This is a genomic window from Prosthecochloris sp. (genome assembly GCA_015482705.2).
GTDB lineage: Bacteria > Bacteroidota > Chlorobiia > Chlorobiales > Chlorobiaceae > Prosthecochloris.
On the sequence record JADMLA020000008.1, the window covers coordinates 1 to 26703 of the forward strand.

Genomic DNA, 26703 nt, shown 5'->3' on the forward strand with positions numbered 1-26703 from the left:
TCAGCCTCCTATTCAGGAATATTCGGGATTTTTGTGGTTTTTCCCTGGTGGTTGCGGAGCACGTATTCTTTGTCGTTTTTTTCGATCATGTAATAATCCGGCATAAGCGGGACTTTGCCGATGTTGGTTGCAAGAACGTACATCGGTTGCGCGAGGCCGGTCGTGTGACCGCGCAGGGCGTCACGGATCAGTTCGGCGCCCTTTTCGACCGGAGTCCGGAAGTGATCGATACCGGGAGCGGGTTCGCAGTAGAACACGTAGTAGGGCCTGATACGGATGCGGAGCAGCTTCTGATGAAGCTCCCTGAAAGTTTCGACATCATCGTTGATCCCTTTCAGCAACACCGCCTGATTGCCGACATTGATACCACAGCTCAAGAGTTCATACACCGCTCTCTCCGTTTCTTCGGTAATCTCTTTCGGATGGTTACACTGCGTGTTGATCCAGACGGGGACTTTGTGAAAACCGCCGATGGCTTTTTTCAGGCCTTCGGTGATTCGCTGCGGCAACACGATAGGCAGGCGGGAGCCGATGCGGATCATTTCCACGTGCGGTATCTCGCGAAGTCTTCCTATCAGGTGTGCCAGTTTTTCATCCGACAACAGCAGCGGATCGCCTCCCGTTATCAGGACATCACGGATTTCAGGGTGTTCGGCAATCCAGGCCAGCCCTTCATCCACATCCATACGCAGTTTCAGATCCTGATCGACAACAAGTTCCTTGCGAAAGCAGTGACGGCAATAAATCGCGCATGTTTCGATGACCGTAAAGGCAATACGATCGTGATATTGCCGGGCAATACTGTCCGGACGGACTTCTTCTGTCGAGCGGTTTTCTTTCCAGACCAGATAATTATCCATTCCGAATTCGTTCACCTGCTCCTACATCGATGGTATCACCTGTTTACGAATCGGACAGTCGGGATCATCTTTGTCCATCAATGAGGCAAAATAAGGCGTTACGCCCCATCTCGTTGCCATCGACTCGATAGCTCGCCGTTCATCATCGGTTACCTTGATATACTCTTCGAGCTTCTCTACTGAATCCACCAGATTCTGCATTTGCCTGACCCATTCTTCCGGCATCGGTTCTCCTTGTTTTATGATTGCTGCAAGTGAGCATGTTTTAACCTAAGTAAGCCTTATTATCCCCCATTTTCAAAAACAGCTTATCCCGGACATCACGAAACGACAAAGGTTGCTCGTTGAAACACGTGAACGGTTCTTACAGTGGACGTTCATCCTTATTGAACCACACCCCCTGATTCCCTTGATTTCGTTTCCATTGTGCTGCCGTTTTCGACCAATACCAGCCGGAACTCTCCGAAATCCTTCCCGAGAATCATTTTGATCGGAAATACGGAAACAACAAGTCCTATAACGATACTAATCGGTGTTATGACAAGCTGGAGTGTTTCAGGGGAGGTAACTCCCACCATGTAGAAAATGGCCCCGATTATCCCACCGACCAATCCTCCCAGTAACATGCTCACAATTGCTGCAACCAGGCTACGCCACAGGTGTGCCCACCAGACGCGAATCACTCTCCCCCAGGTTATTTCGAGTTCCATATTTTTTCCGATAGATTTTGAGATTCATGCTTCATCTTTCCACCAATGATAGCGACATTTCATTAATTTTCATCATTTTCACATTATTTTATCGACAGTTACCCAACAAACCAAGACGAAGGCAGCTGGTTCGGCAAAGAACATTTAACCGGTTCCATCCGTTAGGAATAAACAGATATTTTTCAACCAATGGCTCATGATCATGGAAAAAGAAAAAGTGCTCGTAGCGGGAGCGTCGGGTTATCTTGGGCGATACGCCGTACATGAGTTCAAGAAACGGGGGTATTTCGTCAGAGCTCTGGTCAGAAATCCGGAAAAAGCGGAAAAGGACGGACCGAATCTCGAACCTTCGATCAAAAAGGTCGCCGATGAAATCGTGACCGGAGACGCGACCAGACCGGAAACGCTGAAGGATGTATGCAAGGGTATCGATATCGTATTTTCCGCTTTGGGCCTGACCATGCCGGAAGGTAAAGTCACGAACTACGACGTCGATTTCCTCGGTAACAAGGCGATTCTCGATGATGCGTTATCGCATGGAGTTCGAAAATTCATTTATGTATCGGTTTTCAATGCATCGAAAATGTCCGGTGTGGATGTTGTCAAGGCCCATGAACTGTTTGTCGACACACTTGCATCATCGGGTATGGATTATGCAATCATAAGGCCCACCGGCTACTTTTCCGACATGGGAATGTTTTTTTCGATGGTCAAGTCCGGGCATATGTTTTTGCTTGGCGATGGTGAAAACCAGGTCAACCCCATACATGGTGCAGACCTGGCAAAAGTCTGCGTCGATGCGGTTGAAAATCACGAAAAAGAAGTCGGGGCCGGAGGACCCGAAGTCTTTACGTTCAATGAAGTCATCAACATGGCCTTCGATGCCGTCGGGAAAAAACCATGGATAACGCACATTCCGCTATGGCTGGGAGATGCAGCCCTGTACGTCACCGGTTTTTTCAGTAAAACAATAGCCGGGCTGCTCTCTTTTGCGGTAACGATCAATAGAATAGACAATGTGGCCCCTATGAGCGGAACGCATTATCTCAAAGATTTTTATCACGAACTGGCGAAAAAGGAAGGCTGAAGAAATCACCAAGTTTACTGCGGTATTCCGTAAATGCATTTCTACCGGTGTCGGTTATACGATATGTCGATAACGGCACCCGTTTACTGTATGTTTTATCACAGTATACATAACCTGCAGCTTCGAGCTTTCTCATATGCACACTGAGGTTACCGTCGGTGGCACTTATACCCTCGCGTATTTCAACGAACGACGCCTGATCGACAGAATCAAGATAACAAAGCGCTGCAAAGCGGATCCTCGAGTGGATCACCTTGTCGAGCTGTTTGTAATTGTAATCTTTCTCTTCGTTTTGCAGGGCACTCCCCTGCGCTTTTGATCGAGCACTCATACGACATGCCGGTTATCACCATCATTGAAAAAAGACTTGAAAGCACAACATTGCTTTTAGCCGTATCGTATTTTCTTTATTTAACAAAGTACTCTCAAAAGCAATAAAACTCAACAAAGCAAAGAAATATTTGCTATACTTTTTGCCATATTTGCATTAAATGAGCCTGTATGCATACCGAAAAAATCAACATCAAGTCATATTCACGCAAAGAACTGCAACACGTCGTTGCTGCTCTTGGTGAACCTGGATACCGCGCAAACCAGATACATCGATGGCTCTTCAATGATCGAGCCAAAAACTTCGAAAGTATGACCAATCTCGGTGCAGCGCTGAGGGACAAACTTTCGAACCGGTATGTCATTCCATCATGCTCGATTGTAAAAAAGCAGCATGATCCGAAAGAAAAAAACGGTATGCAAACCTCGAAGTATCTGACACAACTTCATGACGAACAAACTGTTGAAACCGTGCTGATTCCGGCAGAAAACAGAAACACGGTGTGCGTCTCTTCCCAGGTAGGCTGTCCGCTCGGCTGCACGTTCTGTGCAACTGGTCACATGGGATTCTCCCGCAATCTCAGCGCTGCGGAAATCGTTGAACAGGTGTACCTCGTCAACAATCTTCTTGAAACCAAAGCCGTATCGAACCGTGTCACCAATGTAGTTTTCATGGGCATGGGAGAACCTCTGCTGAACCTTTCAAACGTCATTGAAGCGGTCGAAACCCTTTCCGACCAGGATTACCGTTTTTCGCTCCCTCAACGCAAAATAACCATTTCGACCGTAGGGCTGATTCCTCAAATCGATGCGATTGCCCGTTCCGGTTTAAAAACGAAGCTTGCTGTTTCTCTTCATGCCGCAAATCAGCAGAAGCGGGCATCTCTCATGCCTGTAGCGAATGAGCATACCCTTGACGGCCTCCGAACTGTTCTTGAACGATATACCGCTCTTGCAGGCGGGCCCGTAACACTGGTTTACATGCTTCTCGAAGGAGTGAACGACACGATCGAGGATGCTAAAAGCCTTGTGGCATTCAGCAGAGGTTTTTTATGCAAAATAAATTTGATTGATTATAATTCTATCGTTAATATGGAGTTCAAGCCTGTCGAGGCAGAATGGCGAGATCGGTTTATCGGGATCCTTGTCGGTGCAGGTTTGAATGTCACTGTACGCAAAAGCTATGGGACGTCGATAAATGCAGCGTGCGGTCAATTGGCATTACAAGAAAAAACGTTGCCTGCTGACCGTTTCATTAAATAAACCGCACAGCACATTATGGATTTACTGGATTTTCTCCCTTTCAAGAACGAAATCAACAAAGCGTATCACAGCCTTACCGATAATGCTAACCAAACCTCGGAGAATCCTGTTTTCGATGAGTTGAAAGTCAGGCGCTTCGCAAGGCCTCTTTCCCAAACCACAAATTTCATCGTCGAAAAAATAGAGCACTGGATCGGCTGGAACCTCAGAAGCAAGAAAACATCCGTCGGAGGTATGACGATGATTCGTGCAGATGTCTCTTCATTTGCCCTCCTCGGCACAAAAATCACCGTGACGTTCGGTCTGACCGAAGAAATCGACCGCAACGGCCAACCCATTACCACAATCAATTCGAAAGCCGAAACCGAGATTGCGTCGAGAGGTGATTTGGGAGAAAGCCGGCGGGTTATTCGAATGATGCTGTCTGCGCTTGATTTTGAGTTCAGAAGAGCTCTCGTCAAAGATGACCAATACCTCTTTCTGTCGCTCGACCCGAAAGGTCAGATTCTGAATTTCCAGGAACAGTTCGATAAAAACGACACACAGAACAAGCCGACGGAAAAAAAGAAAAAAACGACAAAACAAGCTATTCCATTCAAAGCCTCTTCGAAATCGAACGGCACTTCCGAGCAAAACTCTCCTCCGCAACAACCCGAAGCCTCGACAAATCCTGCAACAGCCAGTGAATCATCCTCACCGGGAAATAAACCATCCAGATCGAAGGTAAAGGTTATTACACTGAAAAAATAGTAATTTAACAACCCGCCATAATGAGAATTATTTTACTCGGGGCACCCGGCGCAGGCAAAGGGACTCAGGCTCAGTTTATTTCTTCCAAGTACAACATTCCACAGATTTCAACCGGCGATATGCTTCGATCAGCCATCAACGAGGGAACTCCGCTAGGGCTGGAAGCAAAAAAAATTATGGATGACGGCAATCTGGTTTCGGATGAAATCATTCTTGAACTTGTAAAAGAACGACTCGATAGGCAAGACTGCAAGAACGGCTGTCTGTTCGACGGGTTTCCCCGCACAATCGCCCAGGCCGAAGCTTTGAAGGAGGGCTCGATAACGATCGATCATGTGATCGATATCAATGTCAATGACGAAGAGATCATTAAACGCATGAGCGGCAGGCGTGTTCACCTTTCCTCAGGCAGAACCTATCACGTTGTCTTCAACCCGCCTGCCAGCGAAGGTCTCGATGATGTAACCGGAGAACCGCTCGTCCAGCGTGAAGATGACTGTGAGGAAACCGTTCGCAAACGCCTCGAGGTCTATCACAATCAAACGGCACCTCTTATCGAATACTACCAACAATGGGAGTTGAGCGACGATCCGGCAGCCCCCCGGTTCAGTAGTGTGAACGGCACAGGAAGTGTCGATGAAATCAAGAACTCGATCCTGGATGTTTTACAATCCTGAGATTATCTTCTCACATTTTTTTATTATAGAAGTCAGTGTGCCGTTTCTACACTGACTTTTTTATTGTACACCCATTATCCATGCGCTTTGCATCACTATACGCCAATAATTACCTCCGTGATGAACCGTTGCTCGTTACCGTCGGGAGCGATCTGGCAGATGAACTTCAGCCTGGTTGTCAGATATTGTTTTCACCTGCAAACAATACGAGACGGAGCGTCATCGGTTATGTGGTCGAAATTACCGACTCTCCCCTGCCAAATCAGCCTGAAGGCTTCATAACCGATATTCTCAATAGCGGAAAACCCGTTCTCACGCCGATAACCTTACAGCTCTCGATCTGGATAGCCGAGTATTACATAACATACCCGATTGAAGCCATCAATGCGATCCTTCCTGCCCCATTGAAAACCAAAGTCAGTGAAACAGTCGAACTGACCGATTTTCAGCTCATCAGCAGCAGTGACCGAAAAGTTGTTTCGACCTCATTGCGCAAACACATCCTGAAGCTTTTACAAAGCAGGAAAAAGTTGACGGTCAAACAGCTTGAAAACAGGCTAGGGAAACAAAATCTCTACCGAACATTGGTCGAAATGGAACGTGGCGGACTGGTGGCATTGAAAAAATCCTTCAAGACCGCAAAGCCTAAAACAAAAACAGCCTACCGCTTTCGCCAGTCCTATAGCGAATCCTTGTTGCAAGACTTAGTACGATCTCCCCGTCAAGCAGAAGCCGTGAAGCAGTTACATGCCCTGGAAACATCTTGGGGATTCCCCGAACAAATGGGCATTACAACTGGAATTGCCCGGGAACTGGTTAAAAAAGGAATTTTCGAAAAAATAAAGGTTGAAACCGGTTCCGGGTTTTCAAGCGAGTTTTCGGAACCGAAAAAAATCGTCAAACAGCTTACCGAATCACAACAGCAAGTGCTGAACAAACTGTTGACGGGATTTCGATCCGGCAATTTCGCAACCTATCTACTGCATGGCATCACAGGAAGCGGTAAAACGATCATCTATATCGAGCTACTGAAAGAGGTCCTCGCTGCAGGCCAAACCGCAATCGTTTTGGTTCCTGAAATATCGCTGACCCCCCAAACAGCATCCCGCTTTCGTCAGTACTTCGGCGACGATATCCAGATTCTGCATAGTGCAATGAACAACCAGGAAAAATATACCGCCTGGCAAAAGCTTCGTTCGGGAAAAGCCAAAATTGCGCTTGGAGCTCGATCAACGGTGTTCGCACCGCTTGAAAATGTCGGAGCCATCATCGTCGACGAAGAGCACGATATGGCCTACAAACAGGACAGAACACCACGCTACAATGGCCGGGATACTGCGGTTATGCGCGCTAAACTCGAAGGGGCACTCTGTCTTCTCGGATCGGCCACCCCTTCATTCGAGTCGTTCTACAATGCGAAGAACAAAAAATATACTCTTTTGACGCTTCCGGAAAGAGTCGATGGAGCAACGATGCCTTCCGTAAAACTGATTCCCATGCGCGAAAACAGAAAGGTCTCTTTTTCCATTTCGGAAGTTCTCTTCGAGGAGATCAAAAAAAGACTCGAGCGCAACGAACAAGTCATACTCCTGCAGAACAGACGAGGTTTCGCAGGAAGTCTGCTTTGCCTGGACTGCGGTGAGATTCCCACTTGTAAGCATTGCAACATCCCAATGGTTTATCATGCTGCCAGCAGGCAGTTGCGTTGCCATTACTGTGGAAATGCGGCACTCTTCTCCGATCAATGTCCGCATTGTTCCTCAACAAACATTCTTTACAAAAGCAGTGGAACCGAACGCATCGAAGAGGAATTGCACAAGCTTTTTCCTGAAGAAAAGATACTCCGTATGGATGTCGATACAACAGGTATCAAAGGTGCTCATGCAATGATCCTGAACGAGTTTCACAAGAAAAAAGCCCGGATACTTCTCGGTACTCAAATGGTGGCCAAAGGTCTCGATTTTCCCGATGTCACCCTTGTTGGCGTCTTGATGGCCGATATCGGATTGAATATTCCTGATTTCAGGGCGGGTGAGCGCCTTTTTGCGCTTCTCATGCAGGTGTCTGGCCGTGCAGGCAGGTCCAAGATTCCCGGAGAAGTCTATCTTCAAGCATATAATACGGACAACGATGTTTTCGCTTATCTTCTCAACGGCAGTTACGAAAAGTACTACAGTCTGGACATGCTGGCAAGAAAAACACTGGAGTACCCACCTTATGCGAAACTTGTCACCTGCGAATTCTCTTCAACGGAAGAAAATACTGCAGAAAAAGCCGCCGAAGAATTTGCAGAAGCGCTAAAACCACATCTTCAGAAAGAAACCTTTCTTATGCTTGGCCCAGCTCCCGCGGGCATAGCACGTATCAGGGGACGTTACCGCTATCAGGTTCTACTGAAACTTCCCGGCAAAAAAATTTCCGCCGATTTCCTCAAAAAGATGAGGTATTCTCTGATGAACAAACACAGCAGAAATAATCTTTCCATTACCATCGATGTCGATCCGCAAAGTATGATGTAGCTTGTTTTAGAATCAAGAAGTCAGAATAAAGGATTGTGAAAAAATGAGTCGTCCTGAAACGTATAATGACAGCATACTTTCGACCCTGAATATGTCAGATATCAGTCCAGAAAGAACACCTATTATTGAGAACTTATAATTCAAATACTGCTTATATTGTACTTTTTGTAATATACCTTTATCGTTTACAACTCTTCTTTATTAAGGCACATGGCTCTTTTGAAACACCTTTTTTCTCGGAAAGGCCGTGCAAGTCGACTAGCATTTATCGGCTCCTTGTTTATCCCGATCTTGCTTGGCCTAATTATAAGCCCTCTTATATTTCTTGCTGAAGAAGCCTTCTATATTTATAGTGCGTTGCTTTCTCTTTTGATATTTTTGGAAATTCCTTCACTATGGATCATAATTGCCAATAGCATCAAAAGACTACATGATATAGGCTATCCTTCGAGTTTTATTTTTTTGGCCTTGATACCAATTTTCAATCTTCACCTTTTTTTCATCCTTCTTTCTTTAAAAGGCAAGAATGGGGAAAACAAATACGGTCCTAACCCATCATCTAATCGACCGTTTTTTTCATTCAAGAAAACATACCTCAAGAATTACCCTTTAGAAGCTGTTCCTGCTTCAATATTTCTCCTCGGTCGCTACCTTTTTGCAGCCTTTTTTCTTTATGGCTTCTGGCACAAGCTGGTAAAGGGATGGCTCTGGACCGACATTATGTCCGTACATTTCTCCGAAAGACTCGGGGAACTCCTTCCAGGTTCCTTTCAGGCACTCTACCTCGAACATTTCGCCATTCCGCTGGCAATGCCCATTGCGTGGATCGTCACCGTTGGCGAACTCATCATCGGCATGTCCCTTGTCTTTGGTCTTGCTGTACGCATAAACGCCGCATTTGCGCTCTTTCTCGTATTGAATTTCGCTGCAGGAGGGTATTACAACCTCTCTCTCCCTCCATTCATGATTTATTCGGTATTGTTGATGGCCTTTCCCTCGGGCCATTGGTTAGGCATGGACAAAAAGCTCCATGAGAAGTACCCTGATTCACTGTGGTTTCTTTGAGCCCGAAGCGGAACTCTAACAAAGCAGAATTACGTTTTAATTTTTCCACATACATACATTTCGAAGTGTCCGAAACGGTATGTGACCACCGAGAAAGGTATGAGTCGAAAATAATAACCGGATCATTCAAACAAGAGTTATGCATTGCAAAACAACGATTCCGGCGACAATACTATTGACAGCCCTGCTTTTGAGCGCCATTTTTTCAGGTATGTCTCCCGTTGTCAATACCTCTTTTGGCGCTGTATCCAGCAAAACAAAATCTTCAACAGATCGTTCACGTGCCCTTATCGATGGAGATACTGCGTTTTATACAATGCATTACGAGATAGCGGACTCGCTCTATTCATCGATCATCGAAAAAGAACCTCACAACGCCGAAGCCAACTGGAGGCTTGCCCGGCTTTATATCAGCATGGGCGAATCACTACCACCTGAAAACAAGGAAAAGCGTCAACCGTACTATGAAAAAGCCGTTCTGCATGCAAAGACAAGTATAGCAAGCAATGAGGCTATTGCCGAGGGGCATACGTGGTTTGCGGCCTCCCTTGGTGTTTTGGCTGATAATATTGGCCCGAGAGAGAAAATAAAACGAGCCAACATCATCAAAAATGAACTCGACCGGGCACTCGAGCTCAATCCGGAAGATGATATCGCCTGGTCTATTCTCGGCTCTTTCAACCGTGAAATCGCCAATATGGGATGGTTTGAAAAAGTGTTCGCCAAAACATTTTTAGGTTCGTTACCGAAAGGAAGTCGGGAAGAAGCAGAAAAAATGCTCAAAAAAGCCATTGCAATCAATCCACGAGTCATACGGCATTACCATGAACTGGGAAAACTGTATCACGATATGAAACGTTACCGGGAGGCGGTCGAAGTTCTTGATGAAGCTCTCAACAAACCGGTACTGATGAAGAGTGACGAACGAAGGCTTCAAAATATCCGCAAACTGAACAAAAAACTTTCAAAAAAGATCGATGATTAGGGAGGCTTCGGAGCAGTTTAGTCAAGAAGCCGGATGGAAAATGCCACAGAGAGTCATACAGTTTTTCGATGTGCCTTAAAAGTCGACTTTCAAACCGACCAGAACGTTGTGACTTGAGATATCGAGTTCTATGTTTTCTTCGTCTTCACGAAATCCGGCATCCTGTGTTGCAAAGTAGCGGTACATTGCATTGACACTTACCGAAGAAGAAATCTTTACTCCCAATCCCGCGCCAACCTGATAGGCAAGCACGATGTCATCTTCACTGAACTCATCAACCTCGTCCTCATACTCTACATTTGCAGCCCCGATACCCGCACTGATGATGGGCACTATTCTGCTATCACCGATGTGACAAGAGTAATAACCGTTTGCAAGCAAAGAAAGAATGGAAAGGTCACCATCTGCAGCAGCTGCAATCCCTCCAGGCTCGAATGTCTCGAAATCGTTTTTCTGGTAACCGATTTCTCCCTCGAATCGAAAGCTGCCGAAGTCAAGACCATGAGCATAGCTATATGCTTCTCCTTCGTCGTAGCTCAGATCACCTCGTTTCGAACCTTTTATACTTGAATCATTTAAATACGCCAGCCCTACAGTCAACCCTGCATAAGGGGAACCTGCGTGTGCTGGAAAAGAAGAGAAAAAAACAACGATAAGACACAATACCCCTTTCGCATACTTGCTTACCATTCAACCTCCCGAGTAATAAAAAATACAGCCGCCACATAACGACATTCAGTGACCTATCTGTATACACATTACTCTCTGTTCACAGCGCAATTGTACACACGACACCTATTTTACAGGTAATATAATGTTTTTTCGCAACTCCAATAAAGATCCTGGGAAAAACATTCAGCCGAGTTCGAGCATCCCCATGAGTCCACGAACACCAAGGTGATAACTGTTTGCTCCAAATCCACTGATGACACCACTGCAAACCTCAGATATCACAGAAGTTCTTCGAAATTCCTCGCGTGCGTAGATATTGGAAAGATGGACCTCGATGACAGGTATCGTAATCGCGCTGATCGCATCTCTCAATGCAATTGAATAATGGGTCAGTGCTCCGGCATTGAGCACCACCCCACTATACCCACCCAAGTCTTCACAATGAAAGAGTTTTTCCAGAAGCTCACCCTCTTCTTCGGACTGAAAAAATTCAAACGATACCCCTGGAAATGTATCGACAAGTTCCTTGTTGATATCATCGAGGGTTCGACTGCCGTATATCTCGGGCTCACGCTTGCCAAGCCTCGAAAGGTTTGGACCGTTAAGGACAAGAATTGAAATAATATCCATTATTCATCACGTGCAACTCCAAGAAAACGGAGCAGCATAAGAAACAGGTTGATAAAATTCAGGTAAAGCGACAATGCCCCTATTACCGATACTTTCGCTTCTGATTCCCTATCGGTAACCATGGCAGCCATTTCTTTAATGCGTTGCGCATCATAAGCGGTCAAACCGGTGAACAGCAAAACACCGATAACGCTTATAATAAGTTCAAGCATCGAGTTCTGCATGAACATGTTGACCAATGAAGCGAGAATGATACCGATAAGCGCCATGAAAGCGATATTGCCAAGCTTTGTAAGATCACGCTTGGTAGTATGACCGAAAACACTCATGGCCGCAAACGTCCCGGACGTCACGAAAAAGGTACTCACAATCGAACTGGCAGTGTAGACCATGAAAATTGCAGAAAAGGTCAACCCTGTCAGAGCGGAATAAAGAATAAACAGTCCTGTTGCCACCGAGCCTGACAAACGATTGATCCCGGCACTCAGGCCAAAAACTATCCCGAGCTGTGCGATAACCAATCCGATCAAGATGAGACCGTTGGAAAAAATGAGGTTTCTGAGCATCTCATTCTCGGAAACATAGTAGCCGACCGTTGCTGTCAGTGCGAGCCCAAGCGTCATCCAGGTATACACCTGATTGACCACTCTCGTCTGTACGTCGACGGAAACCCTCGGTGCCGCTACGGCTCCCGCCGTTTGAGCCATCTGATTACGTTGTATCATATGTTTTGTTCGTTGTTCATGTTATAATTGACTTGAAGAACCTCCCTCGACAACAGTCTTTTTCCTCCATTTTTCAAGTACTTTCTCCGGTAACCTCAATAAATGGAGATGTCCCTATTACTGTTCAGCCGACTAACATCCCAGCTATCCAGCTAATGGAACACGTAGACCGTCTCCAGACCGAGAGCTTCTTATCTCCTCTACATCAAAGAATATACTGGCTCAGATCCCTGTCCTTGATGATCACACTCAGCTTCTCGCCAACCATCGCTTTGTCAATGACGATTTTTTCGTCACTGCATTTCTCCGGAATGGCGAACATGAGCTCCTCGAGGAGGTTGGTCATGATGGTGTGCAATCTTCTGGCACCGATATTTTCAACCGATTCGTTGACCTGAGCGGCAATTGACGCCAGTTCCCTGATAGCCTCATCGGTAAACTCAAGCTCGACACCTTCGGTTTGTAAAAGAGCTTTGTACTGTTTGATCAAAGCGTTTTTCGGCTGGGTAAGGATTTTGTAGAAATCTTCTTCGGTAAGACTTTTCAGCTCTACACGAATAGGAAAACGTCCTTGTAATTCGGGAATCAGGTCGGAAGGCTTAGCCACATGGAAAGCACCCGAAGCGATGAAAAGAACATGATCGGTCCGCACCATTCCATGCTTCGTCGCAACGTTGGAGCCTTCGACGATAGGAAGCAGATCACGCTGAACTCCCTCGCGGCTGACATCCGGTCCTTTACCGCCCGCACCGGTTGTAGGAGCGGCAATTTTATCGATTTCATCGATAAAAACAATACCGGAATCCTCCACCTTGCAAACAGCCTCTTTTATAACGGCATCCATATCGATAAGTTTCTGTACTTCTTCCTGCTCAAGAAGCTTTCTTGCTTCAGCAATCGTCACCCTTCTTTTTTTGCGCTTTTTCGGAAGACCGCTCATCAGATCCTGCATTATTCCTCCAAGCTCCTCCATTTGTCCGAGAGGACCGAAAATCTGCATCATTCCGCCCTGGGAATCGGTACTGAGTTCCATCTCTATCTGACGATCCTCCATTCTTCCGGAACGAAGCCGTTCCAACATTTTTTCCCGGCTTTTTTTATTGATGGCATCCTCTAAATCGGCACTTGCCTTTTCATCTCCGCTACCTTCTTCTGCAACCTCCTCTTCTCTTTCATAAGGAGATGACGGTACTGTCGGCAGCAATATATCGAGCAAACGCTCTTCTGCCAGGGCAGCCGCTTTTTCTTTGACTTCTTCGGATTTTTCATTCCTCACCATGTTGACCGCCTGATCCGTCAGATCACGGATCATCGACTCGACGTCACGTCCCACATATCCAACTTCGGTGAACTTGGAAGCTTCAACCTTGACAAAAGGAGCATTTGCCAGCTTTGCAAGCCTACGGGCTATTTCGGTTTTACCAACCCCGGTAGGCCCTATCATGATAATGTTGTTCGGCATTATCTCGTCACGCAGTTCTTCGCTGACATTTTGCCGGCGTAAACGGTTTCTGAGCGCAATCGCGACGGCTTTCTTCGCTTCCTGCTGACCGATGATATATTTATCCAGGCGAGAAACAATCTGACTTGGGGTAAGAAATTCGTTACTGATTAAAGAGTTATTCACTGTTGTATTCTCAGCTATTTCAAGAACTTTTTGCTGTTTGTGATCTGTCATATTCGTCTACGTTCGTTTACAATGATAAAATACGTTGATAAGAACTGCTTTCGACCTTACATCAATCCAACACCTGTACAACAAGGATGTCACGAAGAGTAATGCCCAGTAGAGTCATACCTCTTCAAGGATAATGTGGTCATTGGTATAAATGCATATGTCCGCTGCGATCTTCAGGCTCTCCCTAACGATATCCGAAGCCTCCAGATCGGTATGCTTCAACAATGAACGAGCAGAAGCAAGAGCGAACATGCTCCCACTGCCAATCGCAACGATACCGTCTTCAGGTTCGATGACATCACCTGTACCTGATATGATCAGTGCTTTTTCCTGACCCACGACTGCGAGCATAGCCTCGAGGCGACGGAGATATTTATCGGTGCGCCAGTCTCTGGCCAACTCGACGGCAGCTCTTTCAAGCTGTCCTCCATAAGCCTGCAACTTTTCCTCGAAACGGTCAAGAAGCGTCACTGCATCAGCAGTTGCTCCGGCAAATCCGGTAATCAGATCAGCCTGGCGCAATCGTCGTATTTTCTTCGTACTGTGTTTAATTACCGTGTTTCCAAGAGTCATCTGGCCGTCGCTGCCAAGAGCCGCTTTACCGTTTCTTATCACACCAAGAACTGTTGTGGCTCTCAACGCCGGCTTTCCATACATTTCCATTACTACTCCTCTTCGGGACTTTACCCCGGATTCGATCACGTCGCTCATAAGAGATTTTCCAATATCGACCGCTCCGGGGCATTAAAATATTTTTTTTCTTAATCTTGCTACTGGAATTTGCATTTGTTCGCGGTATTTTGCAACCGTTCTGCGAGCAATCTTTATGCCTTTTTCCTCGAGCATCTTTGCAAGCTTATCATCGTTCAGTGGCTTTGCAGAGTCTTCAGCCTCGGTCAGCTCTTTTATATATTGTTTGATGATCTTTGTCGAAAGATCCTCCCCCTCTTCTGTAGGCAAACTCCCGCTGAAAAAATATTTGAGTTCAAAGGTACCGAATCTGGTCTGAACATACTTTCCATTCACCGCCCTGCTTATCGTGGAAAGATCGAACCCAGTTTTTTCAGCTACATCCTTCATAACCAGAGGCACCAGTTTCTCTGGACCGGTAACAAAAAAATCATACTGAAAATTCATCAAAGCCTCTATGACCTTGATGAGCGTGTTCCGACGCTGCGCAATGGCGCTTGCAAATTCTTTTGCACGACTCAACTTCTGGCGCATGTACTTTCTGTCTTCGACGGGAACCCCCCTGCTTTTGAGAACATCCTGGTATTCTCTCGTAACATGGACCGTCATATTGCTCCGATCATTCAGCACTGCTGTAAGACGGCCGTTTTCATATGTCACGATAAAATCGGGAACGATGTATTCATCCGCACTGACACCGGCGATAAACGGATGAGGGTCCAGCGTTGAAATGACAGCTATTGCCGATTCCAGCTGTGCCGGCCGGATCTGCAACTGCTTGAGAATCCGCTCATAACGGTTGTTGAGAAAATCATCGTAATGCTCTTCGAGAATATGCAAAGCCAACGTATCGGGAGAGGTCTTGTTTCTACCGACTTTCGCTTCGAGCTGGACAAGTAACCTTTCCTGAAGAGTATGAACACCTATCCCCGGAGGATCGAGATACTGTATCTTTTTCAGAATGCTCTTCACTTCCCACTCATCAACTTCGATACCGTTTTGTCCGAGTCCGTAAACGATAACCGGAAAATCTTCCTTCAAATAACCGTCATCATCGAGATTTCCCAGAATTTCGACTGCTATCGACAACTCCCTGGCAGCTATTCCTTCCTGTAAGGAAAGGTCTTTCAACAGTTTTTCCTCACAGGAATCCTGCTGAACCGCCTGGATAAAACTTTCTTTCGGACGATTATCGATGGTGAACTGCAACCTCCCTTCCTGATCGTCCTTTTTTCCTCTTTCGGTATCTCCCGCTCCGTCTTTTTCAAAACGATCGACAGAATCGAACATACCCTCTTCAGGTTCATCGCCACTCTTTACGCCGGAATCATCTATGGACTCCCCCTTCTGCTCTTCGAGCTCGAGCATGGGATTATCCTGCAGCTCATCGAAAATCCTTTGCTCGAGATGCATTAACGGAAGTTGGAGAAGCTGACTTGTCATAATCTGCTGAGAAGACAGCTGGGTTCTCTGGCTCTGCTGAAGCTTAATGTCTGGCATAATTCATGGGAGAATTCGCTAATAAGTCTTTCAAGCGGCGATACCATGTCAAACCGTAACGATCGATCAATGCTTCTGCAACATAATCAATAAGAGGAACACCTTTGTCGATTCCTTCTTTTACAGCTTGCCGACACATTGCATGCCGCTCATAGACAAGATAATCCAATCCAAACTTTTTTATAATCCTGATTGGAAACAACCGGCATGAGAGCGGTTTTCTCTTTTCTATGGCACATAAGGTTATATCCTTATCCCGAAAGGCAAAAACACATTCACGTCCATCCATGGTTCGAGTATAGAGGCTACCCCGATATATTTCCAGGCAACCGTGACGCCTGATATATCGTCTGTTTTTTTCCGGAAGTCTTTGACTGAGCGTACCTACGATTTCACGGAGAGACTCTGCCTCCTTCTCCAAAACCGGAGCTCCGAGTTCTCCTTCAACACAACACGCACCTTTACACGAAGCAAGATCACAAGAAAAAAAGGACCCGGGAATCCCGTCATCTATGAGCACATCATCAATTGCAAGCATCGAGGTCAAGAGAAATCGTTGTATAAAATTCTATTTTACTCATCATCAAGAGTTATTTTTTTTATATAGCAAGGGTAAAAACCATACCCATATTAATCCAATTATCAGTAAGAAGCACACTATGACAATCATTGACGGTAAAAAGATTTCAAGCGACATCAAAAACGAACTGAAAACCTCCGTTGCTGCATACAGGCAGAAAGTCAATACCGTACCGGGTCTCACCGTAATTATAGTCGGGGAAGACCCTGCATCACAGGTCTATGTACGAAACAAGGCCAAAAGCTGCAAAGAAATCGGCATGAACTCCGAAGTCATAGAACTCCCGAAGGAAATATCCCAGGAACAGCTGCTTTCCAGAATAGAAGCATTGAACAAAGACCCGGAAGTTCACGGTATCCTCGTTCAGCAACCGCTCCCCCCGCATATCGATGAATACGCGATTACCATGGCAATATCCCCTTCCAAGGATGTAGACGGGTTTCATCCGGAAAACGTCGGGCAAATGGTACTCGGCAACCTGGATAAATGCTTTCTGAGCTGTACACCCTATGGCATTCTCGAGCTGCTTTCACGATATAACATCGAAACCAAAGGCAAACACTGCGTCGTTGTCGGAAGAAGCAATATCGTCGGGAAACCTATGGCGAATTTGATGCTCCAAAAACTCGAGGCAACCAACTCTACAGTCACCATATGCCATTCGGCAACGAAAAACATGTCTGAACTGACCAGGCAGGCGGATATTCTGATTGTAGCCATCGGCAGGGGAAATTTCATCACGAAAGATATGGTCAAACCCGGTGCCGTTGTCATCGATGTCGGTATGAATCGAATTGAAGACGCATCGCGAAAATCCGGCTACCGGCTTGTGGGTGATGTGGATTATGAGCCTGTCTCCCGGAACGCCTCGGCCATCACCCCGGTTCCCGGTGGTGTCGGCCCGATGACCATAGCCATGCTGCTGAAAAACACACTCCAGTCGTTCATGCGAGCCAACTCCATCGAAGCGTTGTAACATCCGAGATGGCCAAATCAGCAACCCGTTATATCTGCACCAGTTGCGGTGCCGTCTCGCTAAAATATTCCGGTAAATGTTTTGCGTGCCAGAGCTGGGGGACCCTTGAAGAATCGGCCATCGAAGAGCCATTGGCGGGTAATTCCTCAACCGACAATGTTCTACCCGCCTCGGAAACGTTACAGCAACCAGGAAATTCTGTATCACAGCAAAGAATTTCGACAGGAATCGGAGAACTCGACCGGGTACTCGGTGGCGGCCTGATGCCCGCTTCGGCAGTCCTTATCGGCGGCGAACCGGGCATTGGCAAATCAACCCTGATGCTACAACTCGCCCGGCATACGTCACCCCTGAATATTCTCTATGTTTCGGGAGAAGAATCACCGTCTCAAATCAGGGATCGTGCCAACAGACTTTCCATCACCTCCAATGATCTGAGGCTTGTTCCGGAAGTCAACCTCGAAAAAATCATCGGTGTCATCGATCGTGAACAGCCTGACATCGTCATCATCGACTCGATACAAACGCTCTATTCAGGTGAATACAAAAGTTCGGCCGGAACAATAACACAGATACGAGAATGCACCTCGGAGCTCATCCGCTCTGCCAAAAGCCGTAACTTCATCCTGCTCGTCATCGGGCACATCACGAAAACCGGTTCACTTGCCGGTCCGAAAACCCTCGAACACATGGTCGATACGGTTCTCCAGTTCGAAGGTGAAGGCTATCAGTGGTACCGAATGATCCGATCGGTCAAAAACCGGTTCGGACCGACGAACGAGATCGGTGTATTCCGAATGGATGAAAAAGGGCTCGAAGAAGTGAAAAATCCTTCGGAATTCTTTATATCCGGCCGCTCCACCGGTGTACCGGGAAACTCGGTGCTCGCCGCCATCGAAGGATCGAGGGCCGTGCTGGTCGAGGTGCAGGCGTTGGTCAGTAAAACAAACTACCCGATGCCGCAGCGGATAAGTTCGGGATTCGATCTGAAACGAATAACGATCATACTCGCCGTCCTCGAAAAAAGGCTTGGTATACCTACCTGGGGACAGGATGTTTTCATCAAGGTCGCGGGAGGGCTGAAACTGGTCGAACCGGCATCGGATCTTGCGGTTGCAGCTGCGGTCGCTTCCGGAATCAGTAATACCGCTCTTTCCCCCGGTATGGTCTGCGCCGGTGAAATCGGGCTTTCAGGTGAATTGAGAGCGATAAGCGACGGAGAACGCCGAATACGTGAAGCCGCCCATCTCGGCTTCGACACGATTTTATTACCGTCTGCAAACACCAGAGAACTGAAATCCTCCATCCGCAAGCTCCCCGTCACGGTAAAAGGCTGCAATTCACTACAAGAAGCCCTGGATCACATGCACCTCTGATATAATCTCAAAAAAGAGGGGACGTTGTAAATAATTTACACTTCACAGCACAATCACAGATTTTGTACCTACCCATGTACCAAGCGTATCACACCGAATTACACTTCGCATATATGACTGCATTTTAGAAAGATTCCATCACCTTCAGCTCACGATCGGGTTTGGCTTCAGACTGAAAAGCCTTACATTTCTTCAAACCCAATGCATTATTCGATGCGGCATCGTTAAGCGCGATAAACAATCAACCAATATTCAAACAGAGGACAATTATGGCTTATATATTACTTATGTGGCTCATCAATGCCTTGTCAGTCTATGCCACCGCGAGCCTTCTTGGTGGCATTTACGTAAAAAGCTTTTGGGCAGCTCTCATTGTAGCCCTTGTACTCGGCCTGGTCAATGCGATCGTCAAACCAGTCCTGGTGTTTTTCTCCATTCCCTTCATCATCGTTACTCTCGGGCTTTTTCTTCTGGTCATCAATGCGCTCATGCTGATGTTTGCTGCAGCAATCGTCGATGGGTTTTCGGTAAGCAGTTTTTGGTGGGCTGTTCTTGGCTCTTTGGTCATCAGTTTCGTCTCCTGGATGTTAAGTTCGATTTTCAATATTTAAATTTCAGGGCAAACAGATCATCATGCAAGGTCAAGCAGACGCAATTATCCTTCCAAAAGCAAACAAACTCAGACTCAACTCGGTATTCTACAGTTCCGACAGTCCGAATGACATTCTCGTTAAAACTATTGCAACGACCATTACACCGGGTGTAGACCGTTTGCTCCTTACCAATAAACCGGTATCACACAAGGTATTGAACTATCCGATCATGCTCGGAAGTGAAATGATCGGGCAAGTTATGGAAACAGGACCGGATGTATCGACGGTTAAACCTGGCGATTTCGTCTATACATTCAAAGGCGACCGATGGGAAGGAATCGAGACATATTATGGCTGTCATGCCGAGATTGTTCCTACCTCACAGGAAAACGTTCTTCCTTTGGGTCGCAAGCCGATACACAGAGACCTCCTCACCGGTCTTTTAGGATACGCTATAGCAGCAATCGAAAAGGCACAACCGGACAAATCCAGTCGAGTTCTTATTCTCGGACTTGGATCAGTCGGACTGATGGCAGCCGAATATCTTCGGCACAAAGGTGTCGAATCAATCGATGCTCTTGAAAATTTCGGCATTCGTGGCCAGCTTTCCTGTGCTAAAAACATTGCGATGCAAATCAACGATTTCACGAGTGATTTCAATGACTCCTATGACATCGTTATCGAAGCCACCGGTCGGATTCTACTCCTTGAAAAAGCAATTCGACTCCTCAAACCCGAAGGCAAAATAGTGCTCATGGGAAACTATGAAGTACTCGCCTACGATTATCGCCTGATCCAGCACAAGGAACCGGTTATCATCTGTTCGAATATCACCTCCTACGAGCATCTTCTTTCTTCCCAGAAACTTCTTGAAAATGAAGGTATCGAGAGTGAGAAATTTTTCACCAACGTTTTCGCTGTCAATCAATTCGAGCTTGCCTACAGAGTCGCTCTTGACAGCAAGGACGCGATTAAAACCGTCATCAGCTGGATTTAAAGCACATGAATGATGTAGCGGTACGTTTATCCGGTATCTCAAAAAAGTTCGGTGAGTTTTGGGCAAACCGAGACATCTCACTTGATATCCAAGCCGGCTCTATTCACGCCATTGTCGGAGAAAACGGTGCAGGAAAAAGCACGCTGACGAGAATCATCTACGGCATTTCCGTACCTACTTCAGGCACAATTTCCATAAGAGGAAAAAACATACGTTTCAGCGCTCCACGCCAAGCCATTGACGAGGGAATCGGCATGGTACACCAGCATTTCATGCTGATACCGGAACTCAGCGTTACGGAAAACATCATACTCGGAGCTGAGCACTGCTCACTGTTTGCCCCACTGAAGAAAAAAGAAGCCTCTCTGAAAATCAAGTCAATTGCTGAAAACCATGAGCTTGCATTTGATCCAGACGTGCTTGTATCTGAACTCTCCGTAGGAGAAGAACAAAGGGTTGAAATACTTAAACTACTGTATCGCAATGCCGATATACTGATTCTCGACGAACCAACAGCCGTTCTTACTCCTTCTGAAACAGAACAGCTTTTCAAGACCCTCAAATCTCTTCAGCAAGAGGAAAAAACCATCATCCTGATCACCCATAAACTCGATGAAGTACTAAGTGTTTCCGACACGGTCAGCGTGATGCGTAGGGGAAAAATTGTCGCAACCAAAACAACGACTTCCGTCACGAAGAGTGATCTTGCCAATTTGATGGTAGGCAGAAATGTTTTACTCAAGGTCGACAATCCCCCGGAAACACCAGGGAAAAGCATATTACAAGTCTCACATGTCAGTCTCACGGATCCCAAAAAACGCTCAAGACTCAATGACCTTTCTTTCGAAGTCAATGAAGGGGAAATTTACGGTATCGCTGGTGTCGAGGGAAATGGACAACGAGAACTACTGTCCCTGCTCTGGGGAATGGCTGAACCGCTTCACATTACGAATGGTACAGTCACTGTCGAAGGTGCATCCATTCTAGGGAGAAATCCAGCTGAAATCGCATCATCAGGTGTTTCCCACATTCCGGAAGATCGCCTGAAGCACGCTGTGATATCCAACTTCTCCATAAGTGAAAACATCATCTTCGGTCGCCATAGGGAACACAAATTTCTAAAGTTCGCAGGCTTCGATACAACCGCCGTCAACAACTATGCAAAAAGCATGATAGACCTTTACGATGTTCGTTGTGACTTGCAGAACAATCCCTCCCTTGCAAGCCTTTCAGGCGGCAATCAACAGAAAATAGTACTCGCAAGAGAAATCGACCGCCCTGGCCTCAAGTTACTCATTCTCGCTCAACCTACTCGTGGAGTCGATATCGGCGCCATTGAAATGATCCATAAGAAAATCATCGAGACCAGAGATAATGGTGTCGCCATTCTTCTCATCTCTGCCGAACTCGAAGAAATCATCTCGTTATCGTCCAGAATCGGTTGCCTTTACAAAGGAACTATCCGACATGAGTTTACCATGGAAGAAGTCCGCAAAGGAAGAACCTCCGAACAGGACTTCGAAAAAGAAATTGGCATGTTCATTACCTGAAAAGAATCTACGTCATGCAAAACCGTACTATCAAGGTTGTCGTTCCTCTGCTTGCCATAGCCGTTGCACTGCTCATCAGTGCATTGCTGATCATGACAACGGGAAGAGACCCCTTGATGATCTATCAGAAAATGCTCTCTATGACATTCGGCTCGGATTATGGAACCGGGCAGATAGTATTCCGAACAACCTCTCTCATCCTGACCGGACTGGCTGTCGCCATTCCTTTCAAGGTAAGGCTTTTCAATATCGGAGGCGAAGGCCAGGTTCTTGCCGGTGCATTTACCGCCGCTTTTGTCGGCATCATGCTTCCCCACCAGACCCCACCGCTCATTGCCATATCGATTTGCTCAACATCAGCCATGCTTGCAGGAAGTTCCGTAGGTCTCCTCGCCGGATGGCTGAAAGTCCGATTCGGCATCAGCGAAGTGATATCGACAATCATGCTGAATTTCATCGTACAGGCTTGTGTCGGATACCTCTTGACTTGGCATTTTGCAGTCCCCTCAACCGTTCATACTCCTGAAATCATCCAGTCGGCACAAATACCGACGTTCGAAAGCGCTCTCGGTGTCTGGCGAAAATCACCGGCAAATTTCAGCACGTTGTTTGCACTTGCCGCCAGCCTTTTATCATGGATCATGATATTCAAAACCACGACAGGATATGAAATGAGGGCTGTGGGCCTGCAACCCGAAGCCGCCGGATATGCAGGCATCAGCGCAAATGCACACATCATGAAAGCGATGGCCATAGGTGGCGCCATGGCCGGCCTTGCATCGGCAAACCTGGTACTCGGTTACAAGCATTTTTATGAAGCGGGGCTGGCAAGCGGAATAGGCTTCATCGGTATCGCTGTCGCACTGCTTGCACTTGCACACCCTTTATGGCTTGTCGCTTCCGCCTTGCTGTTCGGGTTCCTGGAATACGGAGGTCTGACTGTCAATGCTTACGTACCAAAAGATATTTTCATGATGGTACAGGCCATAACAATTCTGATGATACTGATACTAACAAAAACCTTACGTTGAATGTCGTATCATATCTTTGAAATAGCATTACAGCAAGACACCCAAGCGCTCTCGTCTCCATTCACATCAGCGTTCCGTCCGATTGTTAGGATCGGAATCAATATCAGAGCCGTATAGATTCATCTGCTTACGGTAGTAGGAAAATGCCTGTTCCTGCCGTACAACGCCAAGCAATGTATCCGATTTACGTGACAGTACCGGAAGAATATCATAATCGGTCAACTCGAAAAGCTTCAATGCTTCATCCAGTTTAGAAGTCTCATAAAGGACAGGAATATCTTTTTTTACAATATCTTCGGCAATAAGACCGGTCAACGGTCCTTCTCTGAGCAAAATACTCATTTCCTCGAGCCTTATGACGCCGACGAACTCGTCGCTCTCTGTTGTTACGAGAAAGTTCGATTCCGGGGTATTGTGAAACACATCGATGATTTTTTCAGCTCCCGTCACATCACGAAACCTGACGTAACTGGTTCGCATGATATCAAGAACACTTATATTCTCCGCAACCGATAGAGCGATTCCAAAACCGACACGGACCCCTTCTTTCTCAAGGACATAGGTCTCCATGGAATAACCGTATGCCAGGCGGGCAATCAATGCAGCGGTTACCGCTGCAAACATGATTGGCAAAACAATTTCATACTCCCCCGTCACCTCAAAAAGAATCAGAATTACCGTAAGAGGAGCGCGAATGATGCCTGCGGTCAAAGCCCCCATACCGACAAGAGCATATGCTCCGGATGTCGCTGTTATACCGGGGAACAGCGTATGAACCAGATTACCGAACATTCCGCCCAGCATCGCGCCCATTTTCATGGCAGGAGCAAACATACCACCAGAACCACCGGAACCTACACTAAAGCCTGCGACAACAGGCTTCAATAGATAAATGCCAACCATGTTCAGCCATGACTCGGTGCCTCTTACAGCGTTATCTATGACCTCGTAGCTGTATCCGTAGAGTCCTGGCAACCACATACAGACCAAACCGGTTAAAAGTCCGCCGATTGCCGGCATCGCCCAGGCCGGTATGTTCCGTTTTTTTTCTACTTTCAGAAATGTCTCTTCTATTCGATAATACACCTTGATAAACATCACGGCGGAAAGACCGGCCAAAACACCGAGCAGAAAATAAAACAGCAGCTCTGTGTTGGAAACAAGACTATAATCCGGCACCTGAAAGGTCGGTGAATTGCCAAGGTAACTACGAGAAACAACCGTGCCTATGACAGCGGCAATAACGATCGGGCTAAATGTTCTGACACTGAAATCCCCCAGGATAACCTCGATAGCAAACATTACACCACCAATCGGTGCATTGAACACCGCAGCAAGACCGGCTGCCGCCCCGCACCCAAGAAGGGTTCGTTTCCTGTCCGGTGAAAATTTCAGCACCTGAGCGACGGAAGATCCAAGTGCCGCTCCTACCTGGGCGATTGGAGCTTCTCGACCACCACCCCCGCCCGTACCTATACTCAGAACGGAAGTTATGGTTCGATGGAGCCACAACCGCCGAGGAAGATTCCCCTCGTTCTGTGCAACTGCTTTTATAACACTTGCGAGGCCATGCCCTGGCCTTGTTTTGACGACATACGCGTTATAAAGCCCGACAAGCAATCCCCCCACAGCCGGCACAAAGGGCATCAACAGCCCCCAATATCCCTCTGTTATGAACGAAGTCCCAAAAACTTCCAGTCCACCGAAAAAAAAGTGACTGAGAAGTTTGATGGCATCGTGAAAAATGACCGCAACGTAACCGGTTGTAACCCCTACAAAAACGGCTATAAACAGAAAAGGCAGATCCTGATTGAGATTGAGCTGAATCAGGATATTCTCCAATGTCAACTTGAAAAATTTCTGTGATGTCCCTCTAAAGTATCTGCTTCTTCTAAACAGTATGTAGAGGATGGCAAGAACTTTCCTGCTCCAGCTACCTTTTATTTTCGAGGGATTCTTCATCAATAGGAATTCAACTCACAAAGAATGGATATGCATATTGGGCAGAGGAAGAAAAATCATCCGCATATTCACCATACAATTTATTTTTTTATCTTCAATCGCTTTTAAGAAGAATGATCCGTTTATCTTAAACTTGTTGCTATAATTATGCCAGTAAAACGTACCGAAAAAGAAAAAGCCTCCAAAAAAGCTGCAAAGAATACTTCAGCAGCAACAACTTCGACAAAGAAAAAAACAACGGCGGCAAAATCAACAACCAAAAGCACAGCCACCCCAAAAAAAACAGCAAAGAAAACTTCCTCCACAGCAAAAAAACAAACCAGAAAGGCTGCATCAATCACTCCAATGACAGCAGAAAATCATGAAACTGTCAGGATCGCCGCCTATTACCGCTGGGAACAACGAGGAGGAATCCATGGTTTTGATGTTGAAGACTGGCTACAGGCTGAAAAAGAAATGACCAATTAAAGAAGCGCAAACACGTTATCGAAAGCCATTCGGAGTAATGGCTTTCATATTCCAATGCAAAACGTCCACCAATGTCCTTCCTCAGTACTCTACTCAGCAGCATCAGAATCTTTTTTGCCGGCATATGGCTTGTAATAAGAATTGTACTCGAATATTTCGGAATCATCAGCGATGGCAACGACAGAACGACCGGCATAAAAGACCTTCGAGAGGAATATAAAAAAGCGAACTACCGTTAAACAGGCAATTTAAAAGGCGATCCAAAATCATCCGTTTCCTCGTCAGTCTTATTCACTCATCATCGACAACCACAGTAAGATCAACAACTTTACCCGGCTCGGCGAGAGCATTCACCGCAGGTTTCTGATTAATTACCGTATAAGGAACAAGAAGTGATGAATACTCATATGAGACGTTGCCGGTATTGAAGCCGTTTTCAACTATAACCGATCTTGCCTGTTTGAGTGACATCCCTAAAACATCCGGAACTGGAATTTTCTGAACAGTCTCGATCACTTCTGCTTTTCCCACGATCAATGAAATGGAAGAACCCGAGGAAACAACGGTTTTCGGTGCTACCGACTGGCTCAGGACCCTTCCGTCCTCCGCAGGATCGTAGACGGACTGAACCTGCACACCTGTTACAGTGATATCGAAACGGTCAAGAATCTGACGAACTTCATCAAGCGGCCTACCATAAAAATCAGGTATGGAAAATCTTGGTTTTTCCCGTTTATTCAGAACCAGATAAACCGTTCTTCCCGGTTTTACCTCGGCCCCGGCAACAGGTCTCTGAACAATGACGGTGTTTGAATCAACCTCACGAAGGTAACGCACGTTATAACTTTTTTTCCCTGCAAGCCCGGCAGCTCTCAGCACACCAAGAGCATTGTCATAGCTCATCTTTTCTACATTCGGCACCAAGACACTTTGTCCCTGACGGGTATAAGAAATCATTACGAATTTATCCATTACAACATATCCTGCGACAAGCAGAACAACAACTACAAGAACTTTCTTCATTATTCT

General features: G+C 46.4%; 27 protein-coding genes and 2 pseudogenes. 16 read left to right on the plus strand and 13 right to left on the minus strand.

The features are described 5' to 3' along the window. Positions 1–8: 8 nt before the first annotated feature. Together QZ209_RS00965 and QZ209_RS00975 are read right to left on the minus strand one after the other, a co-directional pair. A pseudogene (locus QZ209_RS00965) lies at positions 9–1085 on the minus strand (KamA family radical SAM protein). A gap of 158 nt (positions 1086–1243) precedes the next feature. Further along, positions 1244–1570 carry a hypothetical protein gene (locus tag QZ209_RS00975; RefSeq protein ID WP_294343609.1) on the minus strand — a complete coding sequence of 109 codons (327 nt, stop codon included), beginning with the start codon at positions 1568–1570 and terminating at the stop codon, positions 1244–1246. 202 nt (positions 1571–1772) lie between these two features. Here QZ209_RS00975 and QZ209_RS00980 point away from each other — a divergent pair, with 202 nt between their 5' ends. Further along, positions 1773–2657 (plus strand): SDR family oxidoreductase, encoded by an 885-nt coding sequence (locus QZ209_RS00980; protein ID WP_294343611.1) that lies wholly within the window; start codon positions 1773–1775, stop codon positions 2655–2657. Here the strand turns inward: QZ209_RS00980 and QZ209_RS00985 are convergent. Continuing rightward, positions 2617–2988 (minus strand): transcriptional regulator, encoded by a 372-nt coding sequence (locus QZ209_RS00985; protein WP_294343614.1) that lies wholly within the window; start codon positions 2986–2988, stop codon positions 2617–2619. The two genes, QZ209_RS00980 and QZ209_RS00985, sit on opposite strands and share 41 nt — an antisense overlap. A gap of 170 nt (positions 2989–3158) precedes the next feature. Between QZ209_RS00985 and rlmN the strand changes: the two genes are divergently transcribed. The 7 genes and pseudogenes from rlmN (at position 3159) to QZ209_RS01015 (ending at position 10246) form a co-directional block, all read left to right on the plus strand. Continuing rightward, a complete protein-coding gene (gene rlmN, locus QZ209_RS00990; RefSeq protein WP_294343618.1) occupies positions 3159–4250 on the plus strand; it encodes a 23S rRNA (adenine(2503)-C(2))-methyltransferase RlmN in 1092 nt (363 codons plus the stop codon). Between the two features lie 15 nt (positions 4251–4265). Further along, positions 4266–5000, plus strand: a complete 735-nt coding sequence (locus QZ209_RS00995; RefSeq protein WP_294343622.1) for a hypothetical protein — start codon at positions 4266–4268, stop codon at positions 4998–5000. A gap of 20 nt (positions 5001–5020) precedes the next feature. Then, positions 5021–5677 (plus strand): adenylate kinase, encoded by a 657-nt coding sequence (gene adk / locus QZ209_RS01000; protein ID WP_294343625.1) that lies wholly within the window; start codon positions 5021–5023, stop codon positions 5675–5677. 80 nt (positions 5678–5757) lie between these two features. After that, positions 5758–8196: a primosomal protein N' gene (gene priA / locus QZ209_RS01005; RefSeq protein WP_294343628.1), complete on the plus strand. Its 2439-nt coding sequence runs from the start codon at positions 5758–5760 to the stop codon at positions 8194–8196. A gap of 210 nt (positions 8197–8406) precedes the next feature. After that, positions 8407–8739: pseudogene (locus QZ209_RS12595) on the plus strand (DUF805 domain-containing protein); the annotation flags it as partial. A gap of 87 nt (positions 8740–8826) precedes the next feature. Beyond that, the gene (locus QZ209_RS01010; RefSeq protein WP_294344126.1) at positions 8827–9261 is read left to right on the plus strand and encodes a DoxX family membrane protein; all 435 of its coding nucleotides are present in this window, start codon (positions 8827–8829) and stop codon (positions 9259–9261) included. A gap of 139 nt (positions 9262–9400) precedes the next feature. Beyond that, on the plus strand, positions 9401–10246 hold the full coding sequence (locus tag QZ209_RS01015) for a tetratricopeptide repeat protein (protein WP_294343631.1): 846 nt from the start codon (positions 9401–9403) through the stop codon (positions 10244–10246). 75 nt (positions 10247–10321) lie between these two features. Here QZ209_RS01015 and QZ209_RS01020 read toward each other — a convergent pair whose 3' ends face one another. The 7 genes from QZ209_RS01020 to QZ209_RS01050 all read right to left on the minus strand — a co-directional run bounded on the left by QZ209_RS01020 (position 10322) and on the right by QZ209_RS01050 (position 16679). Then, positions 10322–10936, minus strand: a complete 615-nt coding sequence (locus QZ209_RS01020) for an outer membrane beta-barrel protein (protein WP_294343633.1) — start codon at positions 10934–10936, stop codon at positions 10322–10324. Positions 10937–11101: 165 nt separating this feature from the next. Further along, complete coding sequence (gene aroQ / locus QZ209_RS01025; RefSeq protein ID WP_294343636.1) at positions 11102–11548, minus strand: type II 3-dehydroquinate dehydratase; 447 nt, start codon at positions 11546–11548, stop codon at positions 11102–11104. Beyond that, positions 11548–12273, minus strand: coding sequence for a Bax inhibitor-1/YccA family protein (locus tag QZ209_RS01030; protein ID WP_294343638.1), 726 nt, complete (start codon positions 12271–12273; stop codon positions 11548–11550). Before QZ209_RS01030 ends, aroQ begins: the two co-directional genes overlap by 1 nt. Before the next feature lie 205 nt (positions 12274–12478). Continuing rightward, positions 12479–13951: an ATP-dependent protease ATPase subunit HslU gene (hslU, locus tag QZ209_RS01035; RefSeq protein WP_294343639.1), complete on the minus strand. Its 1473-nt coding sequence runs from the start codon at positions 13949–13951 to the stop codon at positions 12479–12481. Between the two features lie 114 nt (positions 13952–14065). Next, positions 14066–14614 carry an ATP-dependent protease subunit HslV gene (hslV, locus tag QZ209_RS01040; protein WP_294344128.1) on the minus strand — a complete coding sequence of 183 codons (549 nt, stop codon included), beginning with the start codon at positions 14612–14614 and terminating at the stop codon, positions 14066–14068. Positions 14615–14695: 81 nt separating this feature from the next. Continuing rightward, positions 14696–16141: an RNA polymerase factor sigma-54 gene (gene rpoN, locus QZ209_RS01045; RefSeq protein WP_294343640.1), complete on the minus strand. Its 1446-nt coding sequence runs from the start codon at positions 16139–16141 to the stop codon at positions 14696–14698. Next, complete coding sequence (locus tag QZ209_RS01050) at positions 16128–16679, minus strand: DUF3109 family protein (protein ID WP_294343641.1); 552 nt, start codon at positions 16677–16679, stop codon at positions 16128–16130. Before QZ209_RS01050 ends, rpoN begins: the two co-directional genes overlap by 14 nt. 121 nt (positions 16680–16800) lie before the next feature. Here QZ209_RS01050 and folD point away from each other — a divergent pair, with 121 nt between their 5' ends. The 6 genes from folD to QZ209_RS01080 all read left to right on the plus strand — a co-directional run bounded on the left by folD (position 16801) and on the right by QZ209_RS01080 (position 23244). Further along, on the plus strand, positions 16801–17697 hold the full coding sequence (gene folD, locus QZ209_RS01055; RefSeq protein WP_294343643.1) for a bifunctional methylenetetrahydrofolate dehydrogenase/methenyltetrahydrofolate cyclohydrolase FolD: 897 nt from the start codon (positions 16801–16803) through the stop codon (positions 17695–17697). 8 nt (positions 17698–17705) lie between these two features. Next, positions 17706–19073 (plus strand): DNA repair protein RadA, encoded by a 1368-nt coding sequence (gene radA, locus QZ209_RS01060; RefSeq protein WP_294343645.1) that lies wholly within the window; start codon positions 17706–17708, stop codon positions 19071–19073. A 269-nt stretch (positions 19074–19342) separates the two neighbouring features. After that, positions 19343–19684: a phage holin family protein gene (locus tag QZ209_RS01065; protein ID WP_294343648.1), complete on the plus strand. Its 342-nt coding sequence runs from the start codon at positions 19343–19345 to the stop codon at positions 19682–19684. A gap of 22 nt (positions 19685–19706) precedes the next feature. Next, on the plus strand, positions 19707–20663 hold the full coding sequence (locus tag QZ209_RS01070) for a zinc-binding alcohol dehydrogenase (protein ID WP_294343651.1): 957 nt from the start codon (positions 19707–19709) through the stop codon (positions 20661–20663). A 5-nt stretch (positions 20664–20668) separates the two neighbouring features. Then, on the plus strand, positions 20669–22213 hold the full coding sequence (locus tag QZ209_RS01075; RefSeq protein WP_294343654.1) for an ABC transporter ATP-binding protein: 1545 nt from the start codon (positions 20669–20671) through the stop codon (positions 22211–22213). Positions 22214–22227: 14 nt separating this feature from the next. Further along, positions 22228–23244: an ABC transporter permease gene (locus QZ209_RS01080; RefSeq protein WP_294343657.1), complete on the plus strand. Its 1017-nt coding sequence runs from the start codon at positions 22228–22230 to the stop codon at positions 23242–23244. Between the two features lie 66 nt (positions 23245–23310). Here the strand turns inward: QZ209_RS01080 and QZ209_RS01085 are convergent, their stop codons facing one another. Both QZ209_RS01085 and QZ209_RS01090 read right to left on the minus strand, forming a co-directional pair. After that, entirely contained in the window at positions 23311–25206 is a 1896-nt protein-coding gene (locus QZ209_RS01085) for a chloride channel protein (RefSeq protein WP_294343662.1), read from the minus strand. 122 nt (positions 25207–25328) lie between these two features. Further along, positions 25329–25547 (minus strand): hypothetical protein, encoded by a 219-nt coding sequence (locus QZ209_RS01090; RefSeq protein ID WP_294343665.1) that lies wholly within the window; start codon positions 25545–25547, stop codon positions 25329–25331. A 4-nt stretch (positions 25548–25551) separates the two neighbouring features. Here QZ209_RS01090 and QZ209_RS01095 point away from each other — a divergent pair, with 4 nt between their 5' ends. Together QZ209_RS01095 and QZ209_RS01100 are read left to right on the plus strand one after the other, a co-directional pair. After that, complete coding sequence (locus QZ209_RS01095; RefSeq protein ID WP_110022288.1) at positions 25552–25674, plus strand: DUF2934 domain-containing protein; 123 nt, start codon at positions 25552–25554, stop codon at positions 25672–25674. Between the two features lie 71 nt (positions 25675–25745). After that, positions 25746–25913 carry a hypothetical protein gene (locus tag QZ209_RS01100; RefSeq protein WP_294343688.1) on the plus strand — a complete coding sequence of 56 codons (168 nt, stop codon included), beginning with the start codon at positions 25746–25748 and terminating at the stop codon, positions 25911–25913. Between the two features lie 52 nt (positions 25914–25965). Here QZ209_RS01100 and QZ209_RS01105 read toward each other — a convergent pair whose 3' ends face one another. Further along, a complete protein-coding gene (locus QZ209_RS01105; RefSeq protein WP_294343691.1) occupies positions 25966–26697 on the minus strand; it encodes a PASTA domain-containing protein in 732 nt (243 codons plus the stop codon). Positions 26698–26703 lie beyond the last annotated feature (6 nt).